The sequence below is a fragment of the Kluyvera sp. CHPC 1.251 genome, from assembly GCF_036759945.1.
Lineage (GTDB): Bacteria > Pseudomonadota > Gammaproteobacteria > Enterobacterales > Enterobacteriaceae > Kluyvera > Kluyvera sichuanensis.
Map to the genome: position 1 here is coordinate 682,799 of NZ_JAPKIC010000001.1, position 18,059 is coordinate 700,857.

The 18,059-nt window shown below is 58.0% G+C and carries 18 protein-coding genes; 9 read left to right on the forward strand and 9 right to left on the reverse strand.

The genetic code is table 11. The features are described 5' to 3' along the window. Positions 1-72: 72 nt before the first annotated feature. From dhaM to V6940_RS03150, 4 genes are read right to left on the reverse strand one after another with little or no spacing between them, the layout of a single operon-like run. The gene (gene dhaM, locus V6940_RS03135) at positions 73-1,485 is read right to left on the reverse strand and encodes a dihydroxyacetone kinase phosphoryl donor subunit DhaM (protein WP_333494789.1); all 1,413 of its coding nucleotides are present in this window, start codon (positions 1,483-1,485) and stop codon (positions 73-75) included. A 19-nt stretch (positions 1,486-1,504) separates the two neighbouring features. Further along, positions 1,505-2,137, reverse strand: coding sequence for a dihydroxyacetone kinase subunit DhaL (dhaL, locus tag V6940_RS03140; RefSeq protein WP_333494790.1), 633 nt, complete (start codon positions 2,135-2,137; stop codon positions 1,505-1,507). An 11-nt stretch (positions 2,138-2,148) separates the two neighbouring features. Continuing rightward, positions 2,149-3,219 carry a dihydroxyacetone kinase subunit DhaK gene (gene dhaK, locus V6940_RS03145; protein ID WP_333494791.1) on the reverse strand — a complete coding sequence of 357 codons (1,071 nt, stop codon included), beginning with the start codon at positions 3,217-3,219 and terminating at the stop codon, positions 2,149-2,151. Further along, positions 3,203-3,403, reverse strand: coding sequence for a hypothetical protein (locus tag V6940_RS03150; RefSeq protein ID WP_333494792.1), 201 nt, complete (start codon positions 3,401-3,403; stop codon positions 3,203-3,205). Before V6940_RS03150 ends, dhaK begins: the two co-directional genes overlap by 17 nt. A gap of 414 nt (positions 3,404-3,817) precedes the next feature. On the opposite strand from V6940_RS03150, the gene V6940_RS03155 reads away from it, so the two are divergent. Beyond that, on the forward strand, positions 3,818-4,918 hold the full coding sequence (locus V6940_RS03155) for a glycerol dehydrogenase (RefSeq protein ID WP_333494793.1): 1,101 nt from the start codon (positions 3,818-3,820) through the stop codon (positions 4,916-4,918). A gap of 139 nt (positions 4,919-5,057) precedes the next feature. Beyond that, positions 5,058-6,983: a dihydroxyacetone kinase operon transcriptional regulator DhaR gene (dhaR, locus tag V6940_RS03160; RefSeq protein WP_333494794.1), complete on the forward strand. Its 1,926-nt coding sequence runs from the start codon at positions 5,058-5,060 to the stop codon at positions 6,981-6,983. On the opposite strand, the gene V6940_RS03165 is transcribed toward dhaR, so the two are convergent. The 4 genes from V6940_RS03165 to V6940_RS03180 all read right to left on the reverse strand — a co-directional run bounded on the left by V6940_RS03165 (position 6,961) and on the right by V6940_RS03180 (position 9,591). Beyond that, complete coding sequence (locus tag V6940_RS03165; protein WP_333494795.1) at positions 6,961-7,509, reverse strand: cob(I)yrinic acid a,c-diamide adenosyltransferase; 549 nt, start codon at positions 7,507-7,509, stop codon at positions 6,961-6,963. The genes dhaR and V6940_RS03165 overlap by 23 nt on opposite strands. Before the next feature lie 2 nt (positions 7,510-7,511). Then, positions 7,512-7,877, reverse strand: coding sequence for a glycerol dehydratase reactivase beta/small subunit family protein (locus tag V6940_RS03170; RefSeq protein ID WP_333494796.1), 366 nt, complete (start codon positions 7,875-7,877; stop codon positions 7,512-7,514). Positions 7,878-7,943: 66 nt separating this feature from the next. Further along, a complete protein-coding gene (gene dhaT, locus V6940_RS03175; protein WP_333494797.1) occupies positions 7,944-9,107 on the reverse strand; it encodes a 1,3-propanediol dehydrogenase in 1,164 nt (387 codons plus the stop codon). A gap of 37 nt (positions 9,108-9,144) precedes the next feature. After that, positions 9,145-9,591, reverse strand: a complete 447-nt coding sequence (locus V6940_RS03180; protein ID WP_442910772.1) for a GlcG/HbpS family heme-binding protein — start codon at positions 9,589-9,591, stop codon at positions 9,145-9,147. A 375-nt stretch (positions 9,592-9,966) separates the two neighbouring features. Here V6940_RS03180 and V6940_RS03185 point away from each other — a divergent pair, with 375 nt between their 5' ends. The 6 genes from V6940_RS03185 to V6940_RS03210 all read left to right on the forward strand — a co-directional run bounded on the left by V6940_RS03185 (position 9,967) and on the right by V6940_RS03210 (position 16,158). Then, positions 9,967-11,634, forward strand: coding sequence for a propanediol/glycerol family dehydratase large subunit (locus tag V6940_RS03185; protein ID WP_333494799.1), 1,668 nt, complete (start codon positions 9,967-9,969; stop codon positions 11,632-11,634). 13 nt (positions 11,635-11,647) lie between these two features. Beyond that, on the forward strand, positions 11,648-12,238 hold the full coding sequence (locus V6940_RS03190) for a propanediol/glycerol family dehydratase medium subunit (RefSeq protein ID WP_185667739.1): 591 nt from the start codon (positions 11,648-11,650) through the stop codon (positions 12,236-12,238). Further along, positions 12,235-12,666: a diol dehydratase small subunit gene (locus V6940_RS03195; protein WP_185667740.1), complete on the forward strand. Its 432-nt coding sequence runs from the start codon at positions 12,235-12,237 to the stop codon at positions 12,664-12,666. The genes V6940_RS03190 and V6940_RS03195 overlap by 4 nt, the downstream gene beginning before the upstream one ends. Positions 12,667-12,678: 12 nt before the next feature. Then, positions 12,679-14,514 carry a diol dehydratase reactivase subunit alpha gene (locus V6940_RS03200; protein WP_333494800.1) on the forward strand — a complete coding sequence of 612 codons (1,836 nt, stop codon included), beginning with the start codon at positions 12,679-12,681 and terminating at the stop codon, positions 14,512-14,514. Between the two features lie 114 nt (positions 14,515-14,628). Further along, positions 14,629-15,756: an alkene reductase gene (locus tag V6940_RS03205; RefSeq protein ID WP_333494801.1), complete on the forward strand. Its 1,128-nt coding sequence runs from the start codon at positions 14,629-14,631 to the stop codon at positions 15,754-15,756. Positions 15,757-15,786: 30 nt separating this feature from the next. Then, on the forward strand, positions 15,787-16,158 hold the full coding sequence (locus tag V6940_RS03210; RefSeq protein ID WP_333494802.1) for an ArsR/SmtB family transcription factor: 372 nt from the start codon (positions 15,787-15,789) through the stop codon (positions 16,156-16,158). Positions 16,159-16,179: 21 nt separating this feature from the next. On the opposite strand, the gene V6940_RS03215 is transcribed toward V6940_RS03210, so the two are convergent. Then, positions 16,180-17,085 carry a LysR family transcriptional regulator gene (locus V6940_RS03215; RefSeq protein ID WP_333494803.1) on the reverse strand — a complete coding sequence of 302 codons (906 nt, stop codon included), beginning with the start codon at positions 17,083-17,085 and terminating at the stop codon, positions 16,180-16,182. Positions 17,086-17,257: 172 nt separating this feature from the next. On the opposite strand from V6940_RS03215, the gene V6940_RS03220 reads away from it, so the two are divergent. Further along, positions 17,258-18,007, forward strand: coding sequence for an SDR family NAD(P)-dependent oxidoreductase (locus tag V6940_RS03220; protein ID WP_333494804.1), 750 nt, complete (start codon positions 17,258-17,260; stop codon positions 18,005-18,007). The last annotated feature ends 52 nt before the right edge of the window (positions 18,008-18,059 follow it).

The following is an 18,059-nucleotide window of genomic DNA, read 5'->3' on the forward strand; positions in this document are numbered from 1 at the left end:
TCCTGAGCTTAGGGTGTGACACCCCTCCATGGCGAGCCATGCAGGGCGTGTCCGGGAGTGAACGAATGGGTATTACGGTTGGGGTAGCGTGAGCTTGTCGCCGTTTTGCCGCCCGGCAAAGGCGTCGTCACCGAGCTGGCAGCGCCAGGGAATACCCGCCGCCTGAGCAATGATGGCGCCGTGGGCCAGCGGGCTGCCGTGTCGTAGGCAGATGGCGGCGGTTTTCGTCGCATCCAGCTGCAAAACGACCGATGGATACAGGTTATCGGCGATGAGTATCGTGCGCTGCGACAGGTGAGGCGCGCTGTCGACGGTTCCCGCCAGGTGTCCCAGCGTACGGTGCAGAATATCCTCAATATCGATATAGCGTGCCTGAAGGTAGGCATCGTCCAGCGACCGGTATTGCTGGCTGAGGGTGCTCATCACCTGCGACCAGGCCCATTCGGCGCAGCAGTTCTGCTGCTGCAGTTCTTCAAAGACGCTGTTCAGCAGCTCCGGGTCGTCAAGCAGGGTATGCTGACCGAAGAAAATGGCGGCAATCTCCTCCGAATACTTGTCGGCCGCCAGCGCGGCGAGCGCCAGCAGATCGTCCAGCGTATGGCTGACCGCCATTTTCAGACGCCGAAACTCTGCATCCGGACTTTCGGCGGGTTCAGGTTCGAGCGGAAACACGGTGGGCTGATAATGCAGTACCACGCCGCTGAGGGTGCCATGAAGCGCTGGTGCGTTCACCGTCGGGGCGCTAACGACCTGGCGCTCGCCAAAATGGTCGTCTGCCAGCGTCTGAAACGCCGCCAGCGCTTCTGCGGCTTCCGGGCCTTTGGCAATCAGGCGGATGCGGTCATTGCAGCGCACCTTCAGCAGCGCTATCTGATTGAGGCTATCGGGCTTCACGCATTTGCCGTCTTTTTCCAGCAGCAGCTCGGCATTAAACCCGGCGAGCCCTTCGACCAGACGGGCGGCGGGGCGCACATGCAGACCGTGAGGATTGACTATTTCGACGGTCACGGACTGCGCGTCGTCAGACTCGTCGGTTTGTAGCGCTGACGGGTCGTGATACTCCTCCTGCGCCGGAAAGCCGAGCTGGACGCGTTTAGCCTGCAGGGCGCACTGGGCGTCGGCAATCACCTTCTCAATACCTGCACCGCTGGCGGCGCTCACCGTGGCGGCCAGCGCGCCTTCTACTAACGGCGCCGGGCACAAATGCACCTTCGCGGCAATATCCGGGTCCAGCAGGTCGAGTGCGGTTTCCGCGCTCAGCAGCGCGCTGCCAATATCCATCAGCACCAGAATATCGTCGGTGTCGGCGACCGAGATGATGGCCTCCATCACCTTGATAGGGTCGGTGCCAATCGGGCTATCGGGGTCGTCAATACCGGCGGCGATGGCGAGCTGGCAGCCATCTCCCCTTAACATCTGTCGGGCGAGCTCCCCGACCCCCTGGCCCAGTTGGGCGCTGTGAGACACAATGACCAGATTTACCATCGCCTTATCCTTTCTCTACTTATGCGTTAGCCGCAGCGGCCAGCATTTGCACCATAAACAGGGCGGAAGTGGCCCCCGGATCCTGATGACCGATGCTGCGTTCACCGAGATAGCTGGCGCGGCCTTTGCGTGCCTGCATAGTGATGGTCGCCTGGACCGCCTGTTGAGCGACCTCACAGGCGGCGTCCAGCGCCGCGCTGATTGACAGGTTCTGTTCGCTGGAGCGGTGCAGGGAGTCGGCTACCGGCAGCCAGACGTCGCACATGGTTTTATCACCCCGTTCGGCCTTGCCACGGCTGACGACGCCGTCGGTGCCTTCGCGGATCATCAGGTAAAGCTCTTCCAGCGAGAGATTCTGGCGCGCCTGCGTTACCTGGGCGGCGCGGATAAAGAAGGTGCCAAACAGCGGGCCGCTGGCGCCGCCGACGTTAGAGAGCAGCACCATGCCGGTATTTTTCAAAATAAAGCCAATGTCTTTGTCGGCAATCGACGGCAGCTTTTCCACCACTTTGCTGAAGCCGCGGTGCATATTGAGGCCGTGGTCGGCATCACCGATTTCGCGGTCGAGCCCGGTGAGAAAATCACACTGGGTGGTAAAGGTTTCGCCGCAGCGGTACAGCCAGTCGACAATCGTATCTCTGTTCAGTGACATTGCAGATCTCCTTAGTGACCCCAGTTGAGGGCAGGGGTGTGAACCGGGGCGTCCCACAGGGCGAGGGTATCCGCATCCACGTTGAGCAGGGTGATGGAAAAACCGGTCATATCAAGGGAGGTACACCAGGAGCCGACCAGCGAACGTTCAATGGCGATACCCGCGTCGGTGCACAGTGTTTCCAGGCGGTTATAGACGCCATACAGCTCGGAAAGCGGCGTTGCGCCGAGGTTGTTGACCAGCGCAATCACGCGGTCGCCTTTTTGTAACGCTTGCTTAGACTGCGTCACCTCCTGCCAGCCGCCTTTGACCGGGTCCCATTGGCGCAGAGTACGGCTGTACTGACCGTTTTCCAGCAGGGTAGCGAACATGGCATCGACGGTGTCGTCCAGCGAGGTGAACGGGCGGCGGTCAATGCCCGGTTCCCCGTGGATGCCTACGCCAAATTCCATTTCATTATCGTTGAGTTCAAATGACGGCTTACCCGCGGCTGGAACAGTACAGGCGCCCAGCGCGATGCCGATTGAGTGACCCTGGTTGTTGAGCTGACGACCCAGACGAGCGCACTCTTCCAGACTATCGCCGCGTTCGGCGGCGGCACCCATCAGCTTTTCAATCAGCACGGTATTCGCCACGCCGCGTCGACCGGCAGTGTAGAGGCTGTCTTTTACCGCCACATCGTCATCGATCACCACGGTGGTGACTTTAATGCCGCTTTCGTGCAGCAGCTCGGTGGCGGTTTCAAAGTTCAGCACATCGCCGGTGTAATTTTTAATAATCAGTACCACCCCTTCGCCGCCGTCGACGTGCATGGCGCATTCGAAGATTTTATCCGGCGTCGGTGAGGTGAAAATTTCGCCCGGGCAGGCACCGCTCAGCATCCCGGTGCCGATAAAGCCGCAGTGCATGGGTTCGTGACCGCTACCGCCGCCGGAGAGCAGGGCAACTTTGCCCGCGACCGGCGCATCGGCTCGGGTGAGATAAACCGGATCCTGATACAGCTTCAGTTCCGGATGCGCTTTTACCAATCCCGCCAGCTGTTCTGCCAGGACATCTTCCACACGGTTAATCAGTTTTTTCATTATGTGTACTCCGCTGGATATTTTGTGGGCCGCCCGTCGAGCGACTCCCCTGTAGGGTTTCGGCTGCGGTAGCGTGAATGCCGATGCCGTGGCCGATGAGTGAATTCTCGCCTGGCAGGAAAAAAAGAAAATCCCCGCCGCCGATGGTTTCATCCCGGAACAAAATTTGTCGAAAATGTTCCATAGTGAAACGTATTTTGCCGGTGAATGAGAAAAATGAGAGCTGATGCAGGCTTCTTAGCCACCGCATCGGCCCGGCGTTGGCTCGGGCTGAACGGCGGTGCTATTTTTTTTTATTCATCAGGGGCAGAATAGGCGTGGAATAGACATATTGAACTGGTGAATAGTGTGAACGCGGCGCGGATCTGGATCGCAATCCTGGCAGCATTGCCGAAGCTGCGTTTCGTTATGGAACGAAATATTTTTGAAGACGTTTCGTAGTGGAACCAAATAACCCAACATTCTTTTGCTCGGTACCCGCTTTACAGTGATGTCACCGCGTCGGTCGTGCTCAACCTCTCGTTGGATTGCGTTGTCAGCAGGAGCGAGCCACACCTGACGCCATCATGGAAACGAGTTCAATGTGAGGGTGTAGAGAATGCTACAAGTTATTCAGTCTCCGGCAAAATATCTTCAGGGTCCTGATGCATCTGCGTTATTCGGTCAGTATGCCAAAAATCTGGCGGACAGTTTTTTTGTGATTGCCGACGACTTCGTCATGAAGCTGGCCGGAGACAAAGTGCTGAACGGTTTGCATGACAACGGCATCAGCTGCCATGCCGAGCGTTTTAACGGCGAATGCAGCCACGCGGAGATCAACCGCCTGGGCGCCATCGCTAAACAGAAAGGCTGCAAAGGCGTGGTAGGGATTGGCGGCGGGAAAACCCTCGATACGGCGAAAGCCATCGGTTATTACCAGCATCTGCCGGTGGTGATTATCCCCACTATCGCCTCTACCGATGCGCCAACTAGCGCGCTGTCGGTGATTTATACCGAATCCGGCGAGTTTGAAGAGTACCTGATCTACCCGAAAAACCCGGACATGGTCGTAATGGATACGGCGATTATCGCCAAAGCGCCGGTGCGTTTACTGGTCTCCGGGATGGGCGATGCGCTGTCGACCTGGTTTGAAGCGAAAGCCTGTTACGACGCTCACGCGGTCAGCATGGCCGGCGGTCAGTCCACGGCGGCGGCGTTAAGTCTGGCGCGTCTGTGCTATGAAACGCTGCTGGCGGAAGGTGAAAAAGCGCGTTTGTCCGCCGAAGCGGGTGTGGCAACCGTGGCGCTGGAACGCATTGTCGAAGCCAATACCTATCTCAGCGGCATCGGTTTTGAGAGCAGCGGCCTGGCGGCGGCGCACGCTATCCATAATGGATTCACCATTCTGGAAGAGTGCCACCATCTGTACCACGGGGAAAAAGTGGCCTTTGGTACGCTGGCGCAGCTGGTTTTACAGAACAGCCCGATGGATGAAATTGAAACCGTGCTCGGTTTCTGCCACAAGGTTGGGCTGCCGGTGACGCTGGCGCAGATGGGCGTGAAGGACGGTATTGAGGAGAAAATTCTCGCCGTGGCGAAAGCCACCTGCGCAGAAGGGGAAACCATCCACAATATGCCGTTCCCGGTTGACCCGCAGAGCGTCTACGCCGCAATTCTGGCGGCCGATCGTTTAGGTGCTCAGTGGCGCTCCACTCACTAAGCGTTATCGCTGACCGGTCCCCCGGTCAGCGCACCACAAGCGTTGTGGTTATCCCCCGGGCTGGCAGTTTCTGGCACCGGGGGGTGTTGTTTTATGGATGTGCCGCTAACGGCACGCAATGAAGGGAGTGATAGCCGCTATGACCACGCAGAACGCGCAACCTGAGCAGGCGCTGACCTCATTTATCGCCCAGTCCTGGCATCGCTGCGGCAAAATGATGCAGCGCGAGACCTGGACCACGCCGCATCAGGCGCAGGGGCTGACGTTTGCCTCTATCAGCCGCCGTAAGACCGCGCTGCTGACCATCGGCCAGGCGGCGCTGGAGGATGCGTGGGAGTATATGGACGGTCGCCCGTGCGCGCTGTTTATCCTTGATGAGTCGGCTTGTATTCTGACCCGCTGCGGACACCCGGAGACGCTGGCGCAGCTGGATACGCTGGGATTCTTTGCCGGAAGCTACTGCGCGGAAAGCATTATGGGGACCTGTGCGCTGTCGCTGGCTTCAATGGTGGGGCAGCCGGTGAGAACCAGCGGCGAGCAGCACTTCAAGCAGGCGCTCTTCCCGTGGACGTTTTGCTCCACGCCAATTTTTGATAATCATGGCCGACTTTCCGGCTCCATTGCCCTGTGCTGTAAAGCGGAACACACCAGCGCGGCCGACCTGTCGCTGACGCTGGCGATGGCCCGCGAAGTGGGTAACTCGCTGCTCACCGACAGCCTGCTGGCGGAGTCTAATCGCCACCTCAATCAGATGTATGGCCTGCTCGAAAGTATGGACGACGGGGTGATGGCGTGGAATGAAGCGGGGGTATTACAGTTTCTTAACCCTCAGGCGGCGAAGCTCTTGCATCTGGACGCGCAGGCCTGTCAGGGCAAAAATATTGCCGATCTGGTGATTCTCCCCGCACTGCTGCGTCGCGCCATCAAGCACGCTAAACCGCTCAGCCACGCCGAGGTGGCCTTTGAAAGTCAGCACCAGTTTGTGGATGCGGTGATCACCTTAAAGCCCATCGTCGAAGCGCAGGGAACCAGCTTTATCCTGCTGCTTCATCCCGTTGAACAGATGCGTCAATTGATGACCAGCCAGCTTGGCAAAGTGGGCCACACCTTTGCGCAGATGTCGGCAGATGACCCGGAGACCCGTCGCCTGATCCACTTTGGCCGTCAGGCGTCGCGCGGCAGCTTCCCGGTGCTAATGTGCGGTGAAGAAGGGGTGGGCAAGGAGCTGATCGCCCAGGCGATTCATAACGAAAGTGAGCGCGCCGCAGGGCCGTTTATCGCCGTCAACTGCCAGCTGTATGCCGATAACGCGCTGGGGCTGGATTTTATGGGCAGTACGGCCACCGAGGAAGAGAACGGGCGGATGAGCCGTCTGGAGCTGGCCTCCGGCGGGACGCTGTTTCTCGAAAAGATTGAGTATCTGGCCCCGGAGCTGCAGTCGATCCTGCTGCAGGTAATCAAACAAGGCGTGGTGACGCGACTTGATGCCCGTCGGCTGATTCCGGTGGATGTGAAGGTGATCGCCACTACCACCATGGATCTGGGCAATCTGGTGGAACAAAACCGCTTTAGCCGTCAGCTGTACTATGCGCTGCACTCGTTTGAAATCAGCATTCCTCCGCTGCGCGAGCGCCGCAACAGCATTCCGTCGCTGGTGCACAGCCGCCTGCGAACGCTGGAACGCCGCTTTTCATCGCGGCTGAAGGTGGATGATGACGCGCTGGCCCACCTGGTGGCCTACTCCTGGCCGGGCAATGATTTTGAGCTTAACAGCATCGTTGAGAATATTGCCATCAGCAGCGAACACGGGCATATCCGTTTGAGTAATCTGCCGGGTTGGCTGTTCCGCGAGCATCCCGGCGTGAGCGGCAATAGCGCGTTAATTCCGGCTAGCATGAGCATGTCGGCGATGGAAAAAGAGGCTATTATTCATGCCGCCCGCGTGACCAGCGGGCGAGTGCAGGAGATGTCCAATCTACTGAATATTGGCCGCACCACGCTCTGGCGCAAGCTCAAGCAGTTTGATATCGACGTGAGCCAGTTTAAGCATCGGCCTCAGGATTAACCGCCGTTTCGGCCTCGCTTTCGGCGACTCGCGCCATAGCGAAAAGCGCATCCGACAGGCGGTTGATATAGCTTTTTAACGCCGGGCGTAACGGCGTTTGACGATACATAGCGACCAGCGTGCGCTCAATGTGCCGGGCTTGGGTACGCGCGACGTGCAAATGCGCAGACGGCAGATTCTTCCCGGGGATCACAAAGGTTTTCAGCGGGCCGGTGAGGGCCATATGATGGTCAATCTCCCCTTCAAGGCGGACAATATCCGCGTCATCGATCAACCGATTGAGCCGGGTTAAGCCACGCGCGTCGCAGGCCAGTTCCGCGCCCACCACGAAAAGCTCCTCCTGAATGCGGTGCAGCACCGCCCGCAGCGCCGGATTGCTGCTGGCGGCATAGCACACGCCTAACAGTGAAATCAGCGTATCTACGCTGCCGTAGGCTTCTACGCGAATATCGTCTTTCTCAATCCGGCTGCCGCCAAACAGCGCGGTGGTACCTTTGTCGCCGGTGCGGGTATAGATGCGGTACATGATTATTCAACCTCAGTTAACGGAAGCGTTTTCACCAGTTGGCCCGCGTTAGCGCCAAGATTACGCCACTGTGATTTGGTAGTGGCGGCAGGAAGATGGCGCAGCGCACGGTCAGCCGGATACTGGGCATGGGTCAGCGCTACGTCGCCGCCAGCGGTCATGCCAATGCCGATACGCAGCGCTGAGTGCTGCGCGGCGTTGCGTGCCAGCGCCATCGCATCGTTCTGTTCATCGCAGGGCAGCGGACGGCACGGTACGCCCTGTTCCTCCAGCCCGAGACTTATCTGGCGCAGGGCTTCACTCCGTTCCTGCGAGGGGTGATAAAACAGATGCACGGCGGGTGATGCCGGAACACCGGGATTTTGCATGGGAAGCTCCACGAAGATAAATGCTAAAAAAGCGGGCACGAGGCCCGCTGGTGGGGATAAGGTCAATCAGAAGGCCTGACGGAAAATCTCAACGATCTCTTTTTCGTTGCCTTTACGCGGGTTGGAGAAGGCGTTGCCATCCTTCAGCGCCATTTCAGCCATGTACGGGAAGTCGGCCTCTTTGACGCCCAGGTCGCGCAGGTGCTGAGGAATACCGACATCGTTGGACAGACGTGCGATGGCGTTAATTGCCCGCTCGGCGGCATCCATGGTGGAGAGTCCGGAGACGTTTTCACCCATAAAGGTGGCGATATCGGCGAATTTTTCCGGGTTGGCAATCAGGTTGTAGCGACAGACGTGTGGCAGTAAAACCGCATTAGCGACGCCGTGGGCCATATCGTAAAGCCCGCCTAGCTGGTGGGCCATCGCGTGAACGTAGCCGAGGTTGGCGTTGTTAAACGCCATGCCGGCGAGCAGGGAGGCACAGGCCATATTTTCACGGGCTTTCAGGTTGGTGCCGAGCGCAACGGCCTGGCGCAGGTTGGTGGCAATCAGCTTGATGGCCTGAATGGCCGAGGCGTCAGTCACCGGGTTAGCGTCTTTGGAGATATACGCTTCCACGGCGTGGGTCAGAGCATCCATCCCGGTAGCGGCAGTCAGACCGGCAGGTTTGCCGACCATCAGCAGCGGGTCGTTGATCGACACCGACGGCAGGTTACGCCAGCTCACAATCACGAACTTCACTTTGGTTTTGGTGTTGGTCAGCACGCAGTGGCGGGTGACTTCGCTGGCGGTACCGGCGGTGGTGTTGACCGCAATGATGGGCGGCAGCGCATGGGTCAGGGTTTCGATGCCTGCATAGCTGTAGAGGTCGCCTGGATGGGTGGCGGCAATCCCGATACCTTTACCGCAATCGTGCGGGCTACCGCCGCCGACGGTAATAATCATGTCACAGCCTTCTTTCTGGAAGACGGCCAGACCATCGCGTACGTTAGTGTCTTTCGGATTCGGTTCCACGCCGTCAAAAATGACCACTTCAATGCCCGCTTCGCGCAGATGCTTGACCGTCTGATCGACCGCGCCGTCTTTAATCGCCCGCAGGCCTTTATCGGTCACCAGCAGAGCTTTTTTGCCGTTCAGTAATTTGCAGCGCTCACCGACAACGGAGACGGCACCGGGGCCAAAAAAGTTCACATTTGGAACAAGAAAATCATACATACGATCGCTCATCATAAATCCTTAAAATGGGGTTGCGAAATAGTGTGAATTAAAGCTGTTGGAAATAGGTTAATGCCGCCATGGCTATTTCCATGTCCTGTTCTACGGTACCGCCGCTGACGCCGATAGCGCCTATCACCTTATCGTTTTCAATAATAGGGAAGCCGCCACCGAAAATAACAATGCGCTGCTGATTGGTGAGCTGTAAACCATAAAGTGACTGACCGGGTTGTACACATTCGGTAATTTCATGCGTTGCCTGCTGTAAGCAGCATGCGGTCCAGGCTTTATTCAGTGAGATCTCACAGCTGGTAATAAAAGCCTCATCCATCCGCTGCATCAGCAGAGGGTTTGCGCCGCTATCGACAACGGAAATAACAACCGGAACATTGATTTTAATCGCTTTTTTCTCGGCCTTTGCCGCCATAGCTTGCGCCATGGCGAGGCTTACGGTGGCACGGGGTAGACTCTTTTTCACCAGAACTCCTGAACGCATCAGCAGATTGTTAATGGATGTAGCGTTAATTTAATAAAACTTTAATTCATGGTGGATTAATGGACTGAAATGTCGTTAATCCTTTGGTGTTATTTTTGCCTCAAAAAATATTAAGTCAATGGCGTTAAAAATAACCCGCGGTGAATGTTTATAGCGTTGTTATGGCTATTTTGATTTGGGGGCGGTTGCGTATCACATTTGCTTATTTATCGGCGTTATTGGGTTTCACACTGAAACGTATTAAATAAATGACGTCTCAGAATGGAACGTTATTTATTTAATTTTTTTCTGACCGAGAGCCCTTTAAGTTGCCGGTAACTCTCACCCGTAGCCCAACGCGCGGGTGCCATTTTTACATTTACGAGCCTGAGCAATATGAGACGATCAAAACGATTCGAAGTCCTCGAAAAGCGGCCGGTTAACCAGGATGGTCTGATTGGAGAATGGCCCGAAGAGGGGCTGATAGCGATGGAAAGCCCGTGGGACCCGCCCTCCTCGGTAAAGGTTGAAAACGGCCGCATTGTGGAGCTGGACGGTAAATCCCGAGCAGACTTTGACATGATTGACCGGTTTATCGCCGACTACAGCATTAACGTGGCGGAAACGGAACGCGCGATGGCGCTCGATGCCTTAACCATCGCGCGCATGCTGGTGGATATCAACGTCAGCCGCGCCGAGATTGTAAAAGTCACCACGGCGATCACCCCGGCGAAAGCGGTCGAAGTGATGGCCCATATGAACGTAGTGGAGATGATGATGGCGCTGCAAAAAATGCGCGCCCGCCGTACGCCGTCGAATCAGTGTCACGTCACCAACCTGAAGGACAACCCGGTACAAATTGCCGCCGATGCGGCAGAGGCGGGGATCCGCGGCTTCTCCGAACAGGAAACCACCGTTGGGATTGCCCGCTACGCACCGTTTAACGCGCTGGCGCTGCTGGTCGGCTCGCAGTCCGGCCGTCCGGGGGTGTTAACTCAGTGTTCGGTAGAAGAGGCGACGGAACTCGAGTTGGGGATGCGCGGCTTGACCAGCTATGCGGAAACTGTGTCGGTGTATGGTACCGAAGCGGTGTTTACCGACGGCGATGATACCCCGTGGTCGAAAGCCTTCCTTGCCTCGGCCTACGCTTCTCGCGGCCTGAAAATGCGCTACACCTCAGGCACCGGTTCTGAGGCGCTGATGGGCTATTCCGAAAGCAAATCCATGCTGTATCTGGAGTCCCGCTGCATCTTTATCACCAAAGGCGCAGGCGTACAGGGGCTGCAAAACGGCGCCGTGAGCTGTATCGGTATGACCGGCGCGGTGCCGTCGGGCATTCGTGCGGTGCTGGCCGAAAACCTGATTGCCTCAATGCTCGACCTGGAAGTGGCCTCCGCCAACGACCAGACCTTCTCCCATTCCGATATTCGCCGCACGGCGCGCACCCTGATGCAGATGCTGCCGGGAACCGACTTTATTTTCTCCGGCTATAGCGCGGTGCCGAACTACGACAACATGTTTGCCGGGTCGAACTTCGACGCCGAAGACTTCGATGATTACAACATTTTGCAGCGTGACCTGATGGTCGACGGCGGCCTGCGCCCGGTGTCGGAAGCAGAGACCATCGCCATTCGCAACAAAGCGGCCCGCGCCGTGCAGGCGGTATTCCGCGAACTGGGGCTGCCGCCGGTCAGCGATGAAGAGGTCACGGCGGCGACCTACGCCCACGGCAGTAAAGACATGCCGCCGCGCAATGTGGTGGAAGACCTCAGCGCGGTGGAAGAGATGATGAAGCGCGAGATTACGGGGCTGGATATCGTCAAGGCGCTGAGCGTAAACGGTTTTGATGATGTGGCAGACAATATTCTCAACATGCTGCGCCAGCGCGTTACCGGGGACTATCTGCAAACCTCCGCCATTCTTGACCGCGACTTTGAAGTGGTGAGCGCGGTGAACGACGTCAATGATTACCAGGGCCCAGGCACGGGCTATCGACTCTCCCCGGAACGTTGGGAAGAGATTAAGAACATCGCCACGGTGATCCAGCCGGACAGCATCGAGTAAGCGGGGCAACAGCATGGAAACAACACAGAAAAAAGCGCCGGTATTCACCCTGAAGCTGGTGGAGAGCGGCACGGCACGCGTCGGTGAACGGGCCGATGAAGTGGTGATTGGCGTGGGGCCAGCGTTCGATAAGTTTCAGCATAAAACGCTGATCGACATGCCGCACAAGGCGATCATCAAAGAACTGGTGGCTGGGGTCGAGGAAGAGGGGCTTCACGCCAGAGTGGTGCGGATCCTGCGCACCTCAGACGTCTCGTTTATGTCCTGGGATGCCGCCAACCTCAGCGGTTCTGGTATCGGTATTGGCATTCAGTCCAAAGGGACGACGGTGATTCATCAGCGCGATTTACTGCCGCTCAGTAACCTTGAGCTGTTCTCTCAGGCGCCGCTGCTGACCCTTGAGACCTACCGCCAGATTGGCAAAAACGCTGCCCGCTATGCCCGCAAAGAGTCGCCATCGCCGGTGCCGGTGGTCAATGACCAGATGGTCAGACCGAAATTTATGGCCAAGGCGGCGCTGTTTCATATCAAAGAGACCAAACATGTGGTGCCGGATGCCAAACCCGTCACCCTGAATATCGAGATTATCCGGGAGGAAAAATGACCGCTTATACCACGATGACCGCCGCGGATTACCCGCTGGCCACCCGCAGCCCAGAGCGCATTCAGACCCCAACCGGCAAACCGCTGACCGATATTACGCTGGAAAATGTGCTCGCCGGGAAAATTGGGCCGAAGGATGTGCGTATTTCGCGTGAGACCCTGGAGTACCAGGCGCAGATTGCCGAGCAGATGCATCGCCATGCTATCGCCCGCAACCTGCGCCGGGCGGGAGAGCTTATCGCCATTCCCGATAGCCGGATCCTCGAAATTTATAATGCGCTGCGCCCGTATCGCTCCACCGTGGAAGAGCTGCTGGCGATTGCCGATGAGCTGGAAACCCAGTACCAGGCGACGATCAACGCCGCGTTTATCCGTGAGTCGGCCGAGGTTTATCGCCAGCGCGATAAGCTGCGCAAACAGGATGTATAGGGGCAACAGACGATGGCATTGATTGCGGGCATTGATATTGGCAATGCCACCACGGAGGTCGCGCTGGCGGAGATAACCGACCAGGGGAAACGCTTTCTCTCCAGCGGCATTGTGCCCACCACCGGCACCAAAGGGACGCGGGATAACATCAGCGGCGTAATGGCCTCACTTCAGCAGGCGCTGGAGAAGGCGGGCAGACATCAGCGGGAGGTGACACGGGTTTGTCTTAACGAAGCCGCGCCGGTGATTGGCGATGTGGCGATGGAAACCATTACCGAAACCATTATCACCGAATCAACGATGATTGGTCATAACCCACAAACGCCCGGTGGGCAGGGGCTGGGGGTAGGCACCACGATTCGTCTGGCGAACCTCGACGCGCTGACGTCCGAGCAGTATGCCAGCGGCTGGATCCCGCTGGTGGACCGCGAGGTGGATTTTATGGACGCGGCCTGGCAGTTGAACGAGGCGCTGGCGCGCGGCATTAACGTGGTGGCGGTGATCCTCCAGCAGGATGACGGGGTGCTTATCCATAATCGTCTGCAGCGAACCCTGCCGATTGTCGATGAAGTGACGCTGATTGACCAGGTGCCGGAAGGGGTGCTGGCGGCGGTGGAGGTGGCACCCACCGGGCAGGTTATCTCGCTGTTGTCGAACCCCTACGGCATCGCTACCTGGTTTCATCTCACCCCGGATGAAACGCGGATGATTGTGCCGGTGGCCCGAGCGCTTATCGGCAACCGTTCGGCGGTGGTGCTCAAAACGCCGCAGGGGGACGTGAAGTCGCGGGTGATCCCGGCGGGGCATATCACGGTGTGCGGTGAGAAGCGTAGCGTTCAGGCCGATGTTGCCAGCGGTGCCGAGGCGATTATGCAGGCGGTCGCCGGGTGCGCGCCGATCCGCGATATTCGTGGCGAACCGGGTACGCATGCCGGGGGGATGCTGGAGCGGGTGCGCCAGGTGATGGCGTCGCTTAGCGGCCACGGCACCGACGAGGTGTTTATCCAGGATTTACTGGCGGTGGATACCTTCATCCCGTGCAAAGTCCAGGGCGGGCTGGCCGACGAGTTCTCGATGGAGAATGCGGTGGGCATTGCCGCGATGGTGAAATCCGACCGCCTGCAAATGGAGGTGATTGCCCGTGAACTGAGCCAGCGCTTAGCGACGCGAGTAGAGGTGGGTGGCGTGGAGGCCAATATGGCGATTACCGGTGCGCTAACCACGCCCGGTAGCGACACGCCGTTGGCCATCCTCGACCTCGGGGCGGGCTCCACGGATGCGGCAACCATCAACGCCGCCGGGCAGATCAATGCCGTGCATCTGGCGGGGGCGGGCAATATGGTCAGCCTGCTTATCAAAACCGAGCTTGGGCTCAGCGACCTGCACCTGGCGGAGGAGATCAAAAAGTACCCGCTAGCCAAAGTAGAAAGCCTGTTTAGCCTGCGCCATGAGAACGGCAGCGTGGAGTTTTTCCGCGAGCCGCTCAGCCCGGCGGTATTTGCTAAGGTGGTGTATATCAAAGAGGGCACGCTGGTGCCGATTGAGAGCCAGACCTCGCTGGAGAAAATCCGCCTGGTACGGCGTCAGGCGAAAGAGAAAGTGTTTGTCACCAACTGTCTACGGGCGCTACGGCTCGTCTCCCCCGGCGGGAATATTCGTGATATTGCGTTTGTCGTGCTGGTGGGGGGCTCGTCGCTTGATTTTGAACTGCCGCAGCTTATCACCGATGCCCTATCGCACTACGGCGTGGTGGCCGGGCAGGGGAATATTCGCGGTACGGAGGGGCCGCGTAATGCGGTGGCGACCGGGCTGGTTTACCGTTGCGCGCCTGATGTGTCAACGCGGTAAATTTAAATATCGAAATATATAAATATTGCAATGTATCGATATTGAGAATAGGCTTTGTTCCATCATCGGCAGGCACCGTTGCCTGCCAGAGCGTCTATCAAGATGGAATATGTCATGGAAAATACTGCACTTTTTACCCCGTTAACCCTGGGTGCCTTCACGTTGAAAAACCGCATTGCGCTGCCGCCGCTGACGCGCTCACGCAGCAGCCAGCCGGGTAACGTTGCCAACGATCTGATGGCGGAATATTACGCGCAGCGCAGCAGCGCCGGGTTTATGGTCAGCGAAGGGACGCAGATTGAACCGCGTGGTCAGGGTTACGCGTGGACGCCGGGTATCTACACGCCAGAGCAGATAGCGGGTTGGAAAAAAGTGACTGAGCGGGTGCACCAGCAGGGCGGCGTGATTTTTGCCCAGCTCTGGCACGTGGGGCGAGTCTCTCATACCTCTCTGCAACCGGGAGAAGACGCGCCCGTTGCGCCGTCGGCGATTCCGGCGACCAATGTGAAAGTGTTTATTGAGACCGGGCCGGGGACGGGGGCGCTGGCAGAGCCATCTGTACCGCGTGCGCTGAGCACCGATGAAGTGCGTGAGCTGGTGGCGCTGTACGCGACCGCCGCGCGCAATGCGATGGCGGCGGGCTTTGATGGCATTGAGCTGCATGCCGCCAACGGCTATCTGATTAACCAGTTTATGTCGGTGCATACCAACCAGCGCGACGACGTCTACGGTGGCTCGCTGGATAACCGACTGCGTTTTCTGCGCGAAGTGACTCAGGCGGTGATTGGGGTTGTCGGCAAAGAGCGTGTCGGGGTTCGCTTCGCACCGCTGTTTGAAAGCACGTCGGAGGATCGCGTCTACCTCGGGCTGGTAGAGCCGGACCCGTTTACCACCTATATCGAAGCGGCAAAACAGCTCAACCAACTGGGGATTGCCTATCTCTCCATCGCCGAAGCGGACTGGGATAATGCGCCTGACCTGCCGGCAGAATTCTGCCGTGCGCTGCGTGAGACCTTCGACGGGGTGCTGATGTATGCCGGGAAATATACCGCCGAAAAGGCGAAGCGGATGCAGCAAGCCGGGCTTGCGGATTTGTTCGGTTTTGGCCGTACGTTTATCGCTAACCCGGACCTGCCTGCGCGCCTTGCTAACGGCTGGCCGCTGAACCCGGCGGACCGTAACACGCTGTTTGGCGGTAGTGCTGTCGGCTACACCGACTACCCAACGTACAGCGCGAACTAGGTGGTCTGCGGGCGTCATCCGTCGCCCGCATTGACTTTTAACGGCGTGCTGCCTAATGTACCGTCCAACTCCATTACCGTAGCCAGCCTGATGCCGCTAAATACTGACGATATTCTGAAAGCGATTTCCAACCCGACCCGTCGGGAGATCCTGCACTGGCTGCGTGACCCTGCCGCGCATTTCGCCGGGTATCCGCATCTGCTGGACCCGCAGCAGGATGGCGTCTGCGCCAGCTTTATCCAGGAAAAAACGGCGCTGTCGCAGCCGACCATCTCTTCACACCTCAGCAAGCTGCAAAAAGCCGGACTGCTGACCAGCAAAAGAGTCGCCACCTGGACCTATTTCAAGCGCAATGAACAGGTTATCGCTCAGTTTTTGAGTGAGCTGGAGCAGTCGCTTTAGCGTCTATAGATCACCACGACATCAGGCGTTTATCGCCGCCGGAAAAGCCTCAACCAGCCATTGGGTAAAAACCCGCAGTCGCGATGGGACATAGCGGTTCTGCGCGTAGACCACGTGGAAAGGATAGGGGGCCGGACGCCACTCGCTTAAAATCTCTACTAACTCCCCGCAGGCTAACGCATGGCGCAGCGAATAAGAAAACGTCTGCACAATGCCGAGACCCGCCTGGGCGGCGGCGATATGGGCGTTGCTCTCATTGATGCCGAGGTGATGCTCGGTCTTTATCTCGTACGGTTGACCGTCCTGCATAAAGCGGAACGGGAACGCTCGCCCGCTGGCTGGCGATAAATAGCTGATAAGCCGATGCCCGTTCTTCAGTTCGTCAGGATAGGCGGGCGTACCACAGCGTTTAAGATAGCCGGGCGTGGCACAGGTGATAAGCGCCGCTTCGCCAAGTTTTCGGGCGATAAGCGTGGAGTCTTCCATCGGCCCCCCGCGAATCGCGCAGTCGATGTTGCCGCCGATCAGATCCGAGGGTTTATCGGTGACCAGCAGGTCGATACGGATATCCGGATAGGTGACCATAAATTCGGCCAGCAGCGGGATCAGCACATCCCGCGCGGTGGAACCGCCTATCGCAATGCGCAGTTGCCCTTTGGGCTTGGTGCTGGAGGTGTTAAACGCGCTATCGATCGCTTCCAGGTCCGCCAGAAGCTGACGCGCCTTTTCATAGTATTCCAGCCCCTCCGGCGTGACGGTTATTCGCCGCGTGGTGCGCTGCAGCAGGCGAGTGCCGAGATGAGCCTCCAGCAGTTGAATCGTTTTGCTGAGGGTAGCATTCGGCATGTTCAGCGAGTCCGCCGCGCGGGTAAAGCTGTTGGCCTCGACCACGCGCGTGAAAACTTTGAGGGCTAGAAATTGGTCCATTATTCGTTTTTCCCCGGTAATCGGCTGCCATTATTCATACAGGTGAATAGTGTTTTTCATTTTGCACTATTTTTCTCCCTATGTGATGCACGTTAGAGTGATTTCCGAGCTTAGCAGTCAGTTAATCGCTGCAAGTAAATGATCTTGTTAACCTATTTTAAGGATGTGCATCATGAGCAAAAAATTAGCGGAAAAAGTCGCGTTAGTGACCGGCGGCAGCACGGGGATTGGCCTGGCCTCCGCACAGGAACTGGCAGCGCAGGGCGCGAAAGTGTATATCACCGGTCGTCGCCAGGAAGAGCTTGATGCCGCAGTGGCTTTAATCGGGCCGTCGGCGAAAGGCATTCGCGCTGACGCTTCCGTCCTGAGCGATCTTGATAGCGTGTTTGCCACCATCGCCAGCGAATCCGGCAGACTGGACGTGCTGTTCGCCAACGCCGGTGGCGGCGACATGATGCCGCTGGGGGCGATTACTGAAGAACATTTCGACCGTATTTTTGGCACCAACGTGCGTGGCGTGCTGTTCACCGTACAGAAGGCGCTGCCGCTGCTGACTCAGGGGGCGTCGGTTATCCTCACCGGTTCAACCGCCGCGGTGAAAGGGACCGCTAACTTCAGCGTGTACAGTGCCAGCAAGGCCGCGGTGCGCAATCTGGCGCGCTCATGGGCGCTTGACCTGCAGGGGCGTGGTATTCGGGTGAATGTCGTCAGCCCAGGCCCGGTCCGCACACCGGGTCTCGGCGGGCTGGTGGCGGAAGAACATCGACAGGGGCTGTTTGATGCGCTGGCTGCCGGGGTGCCGCTGGGCCGTCTGGGGGAACCGGAAGAGGTGGCGAAAACCGTCGCTTTCCTGGCTTCCGACGACGCGAGCTTTATTAATGCTGCAGAAATTTATGTTGATGGCGGGTTGGCGCAGATTTAATGGGGAGCGCCGGGTTCCGTGCGGCTCCCGGCCGGGCTACGGATAGTGCACA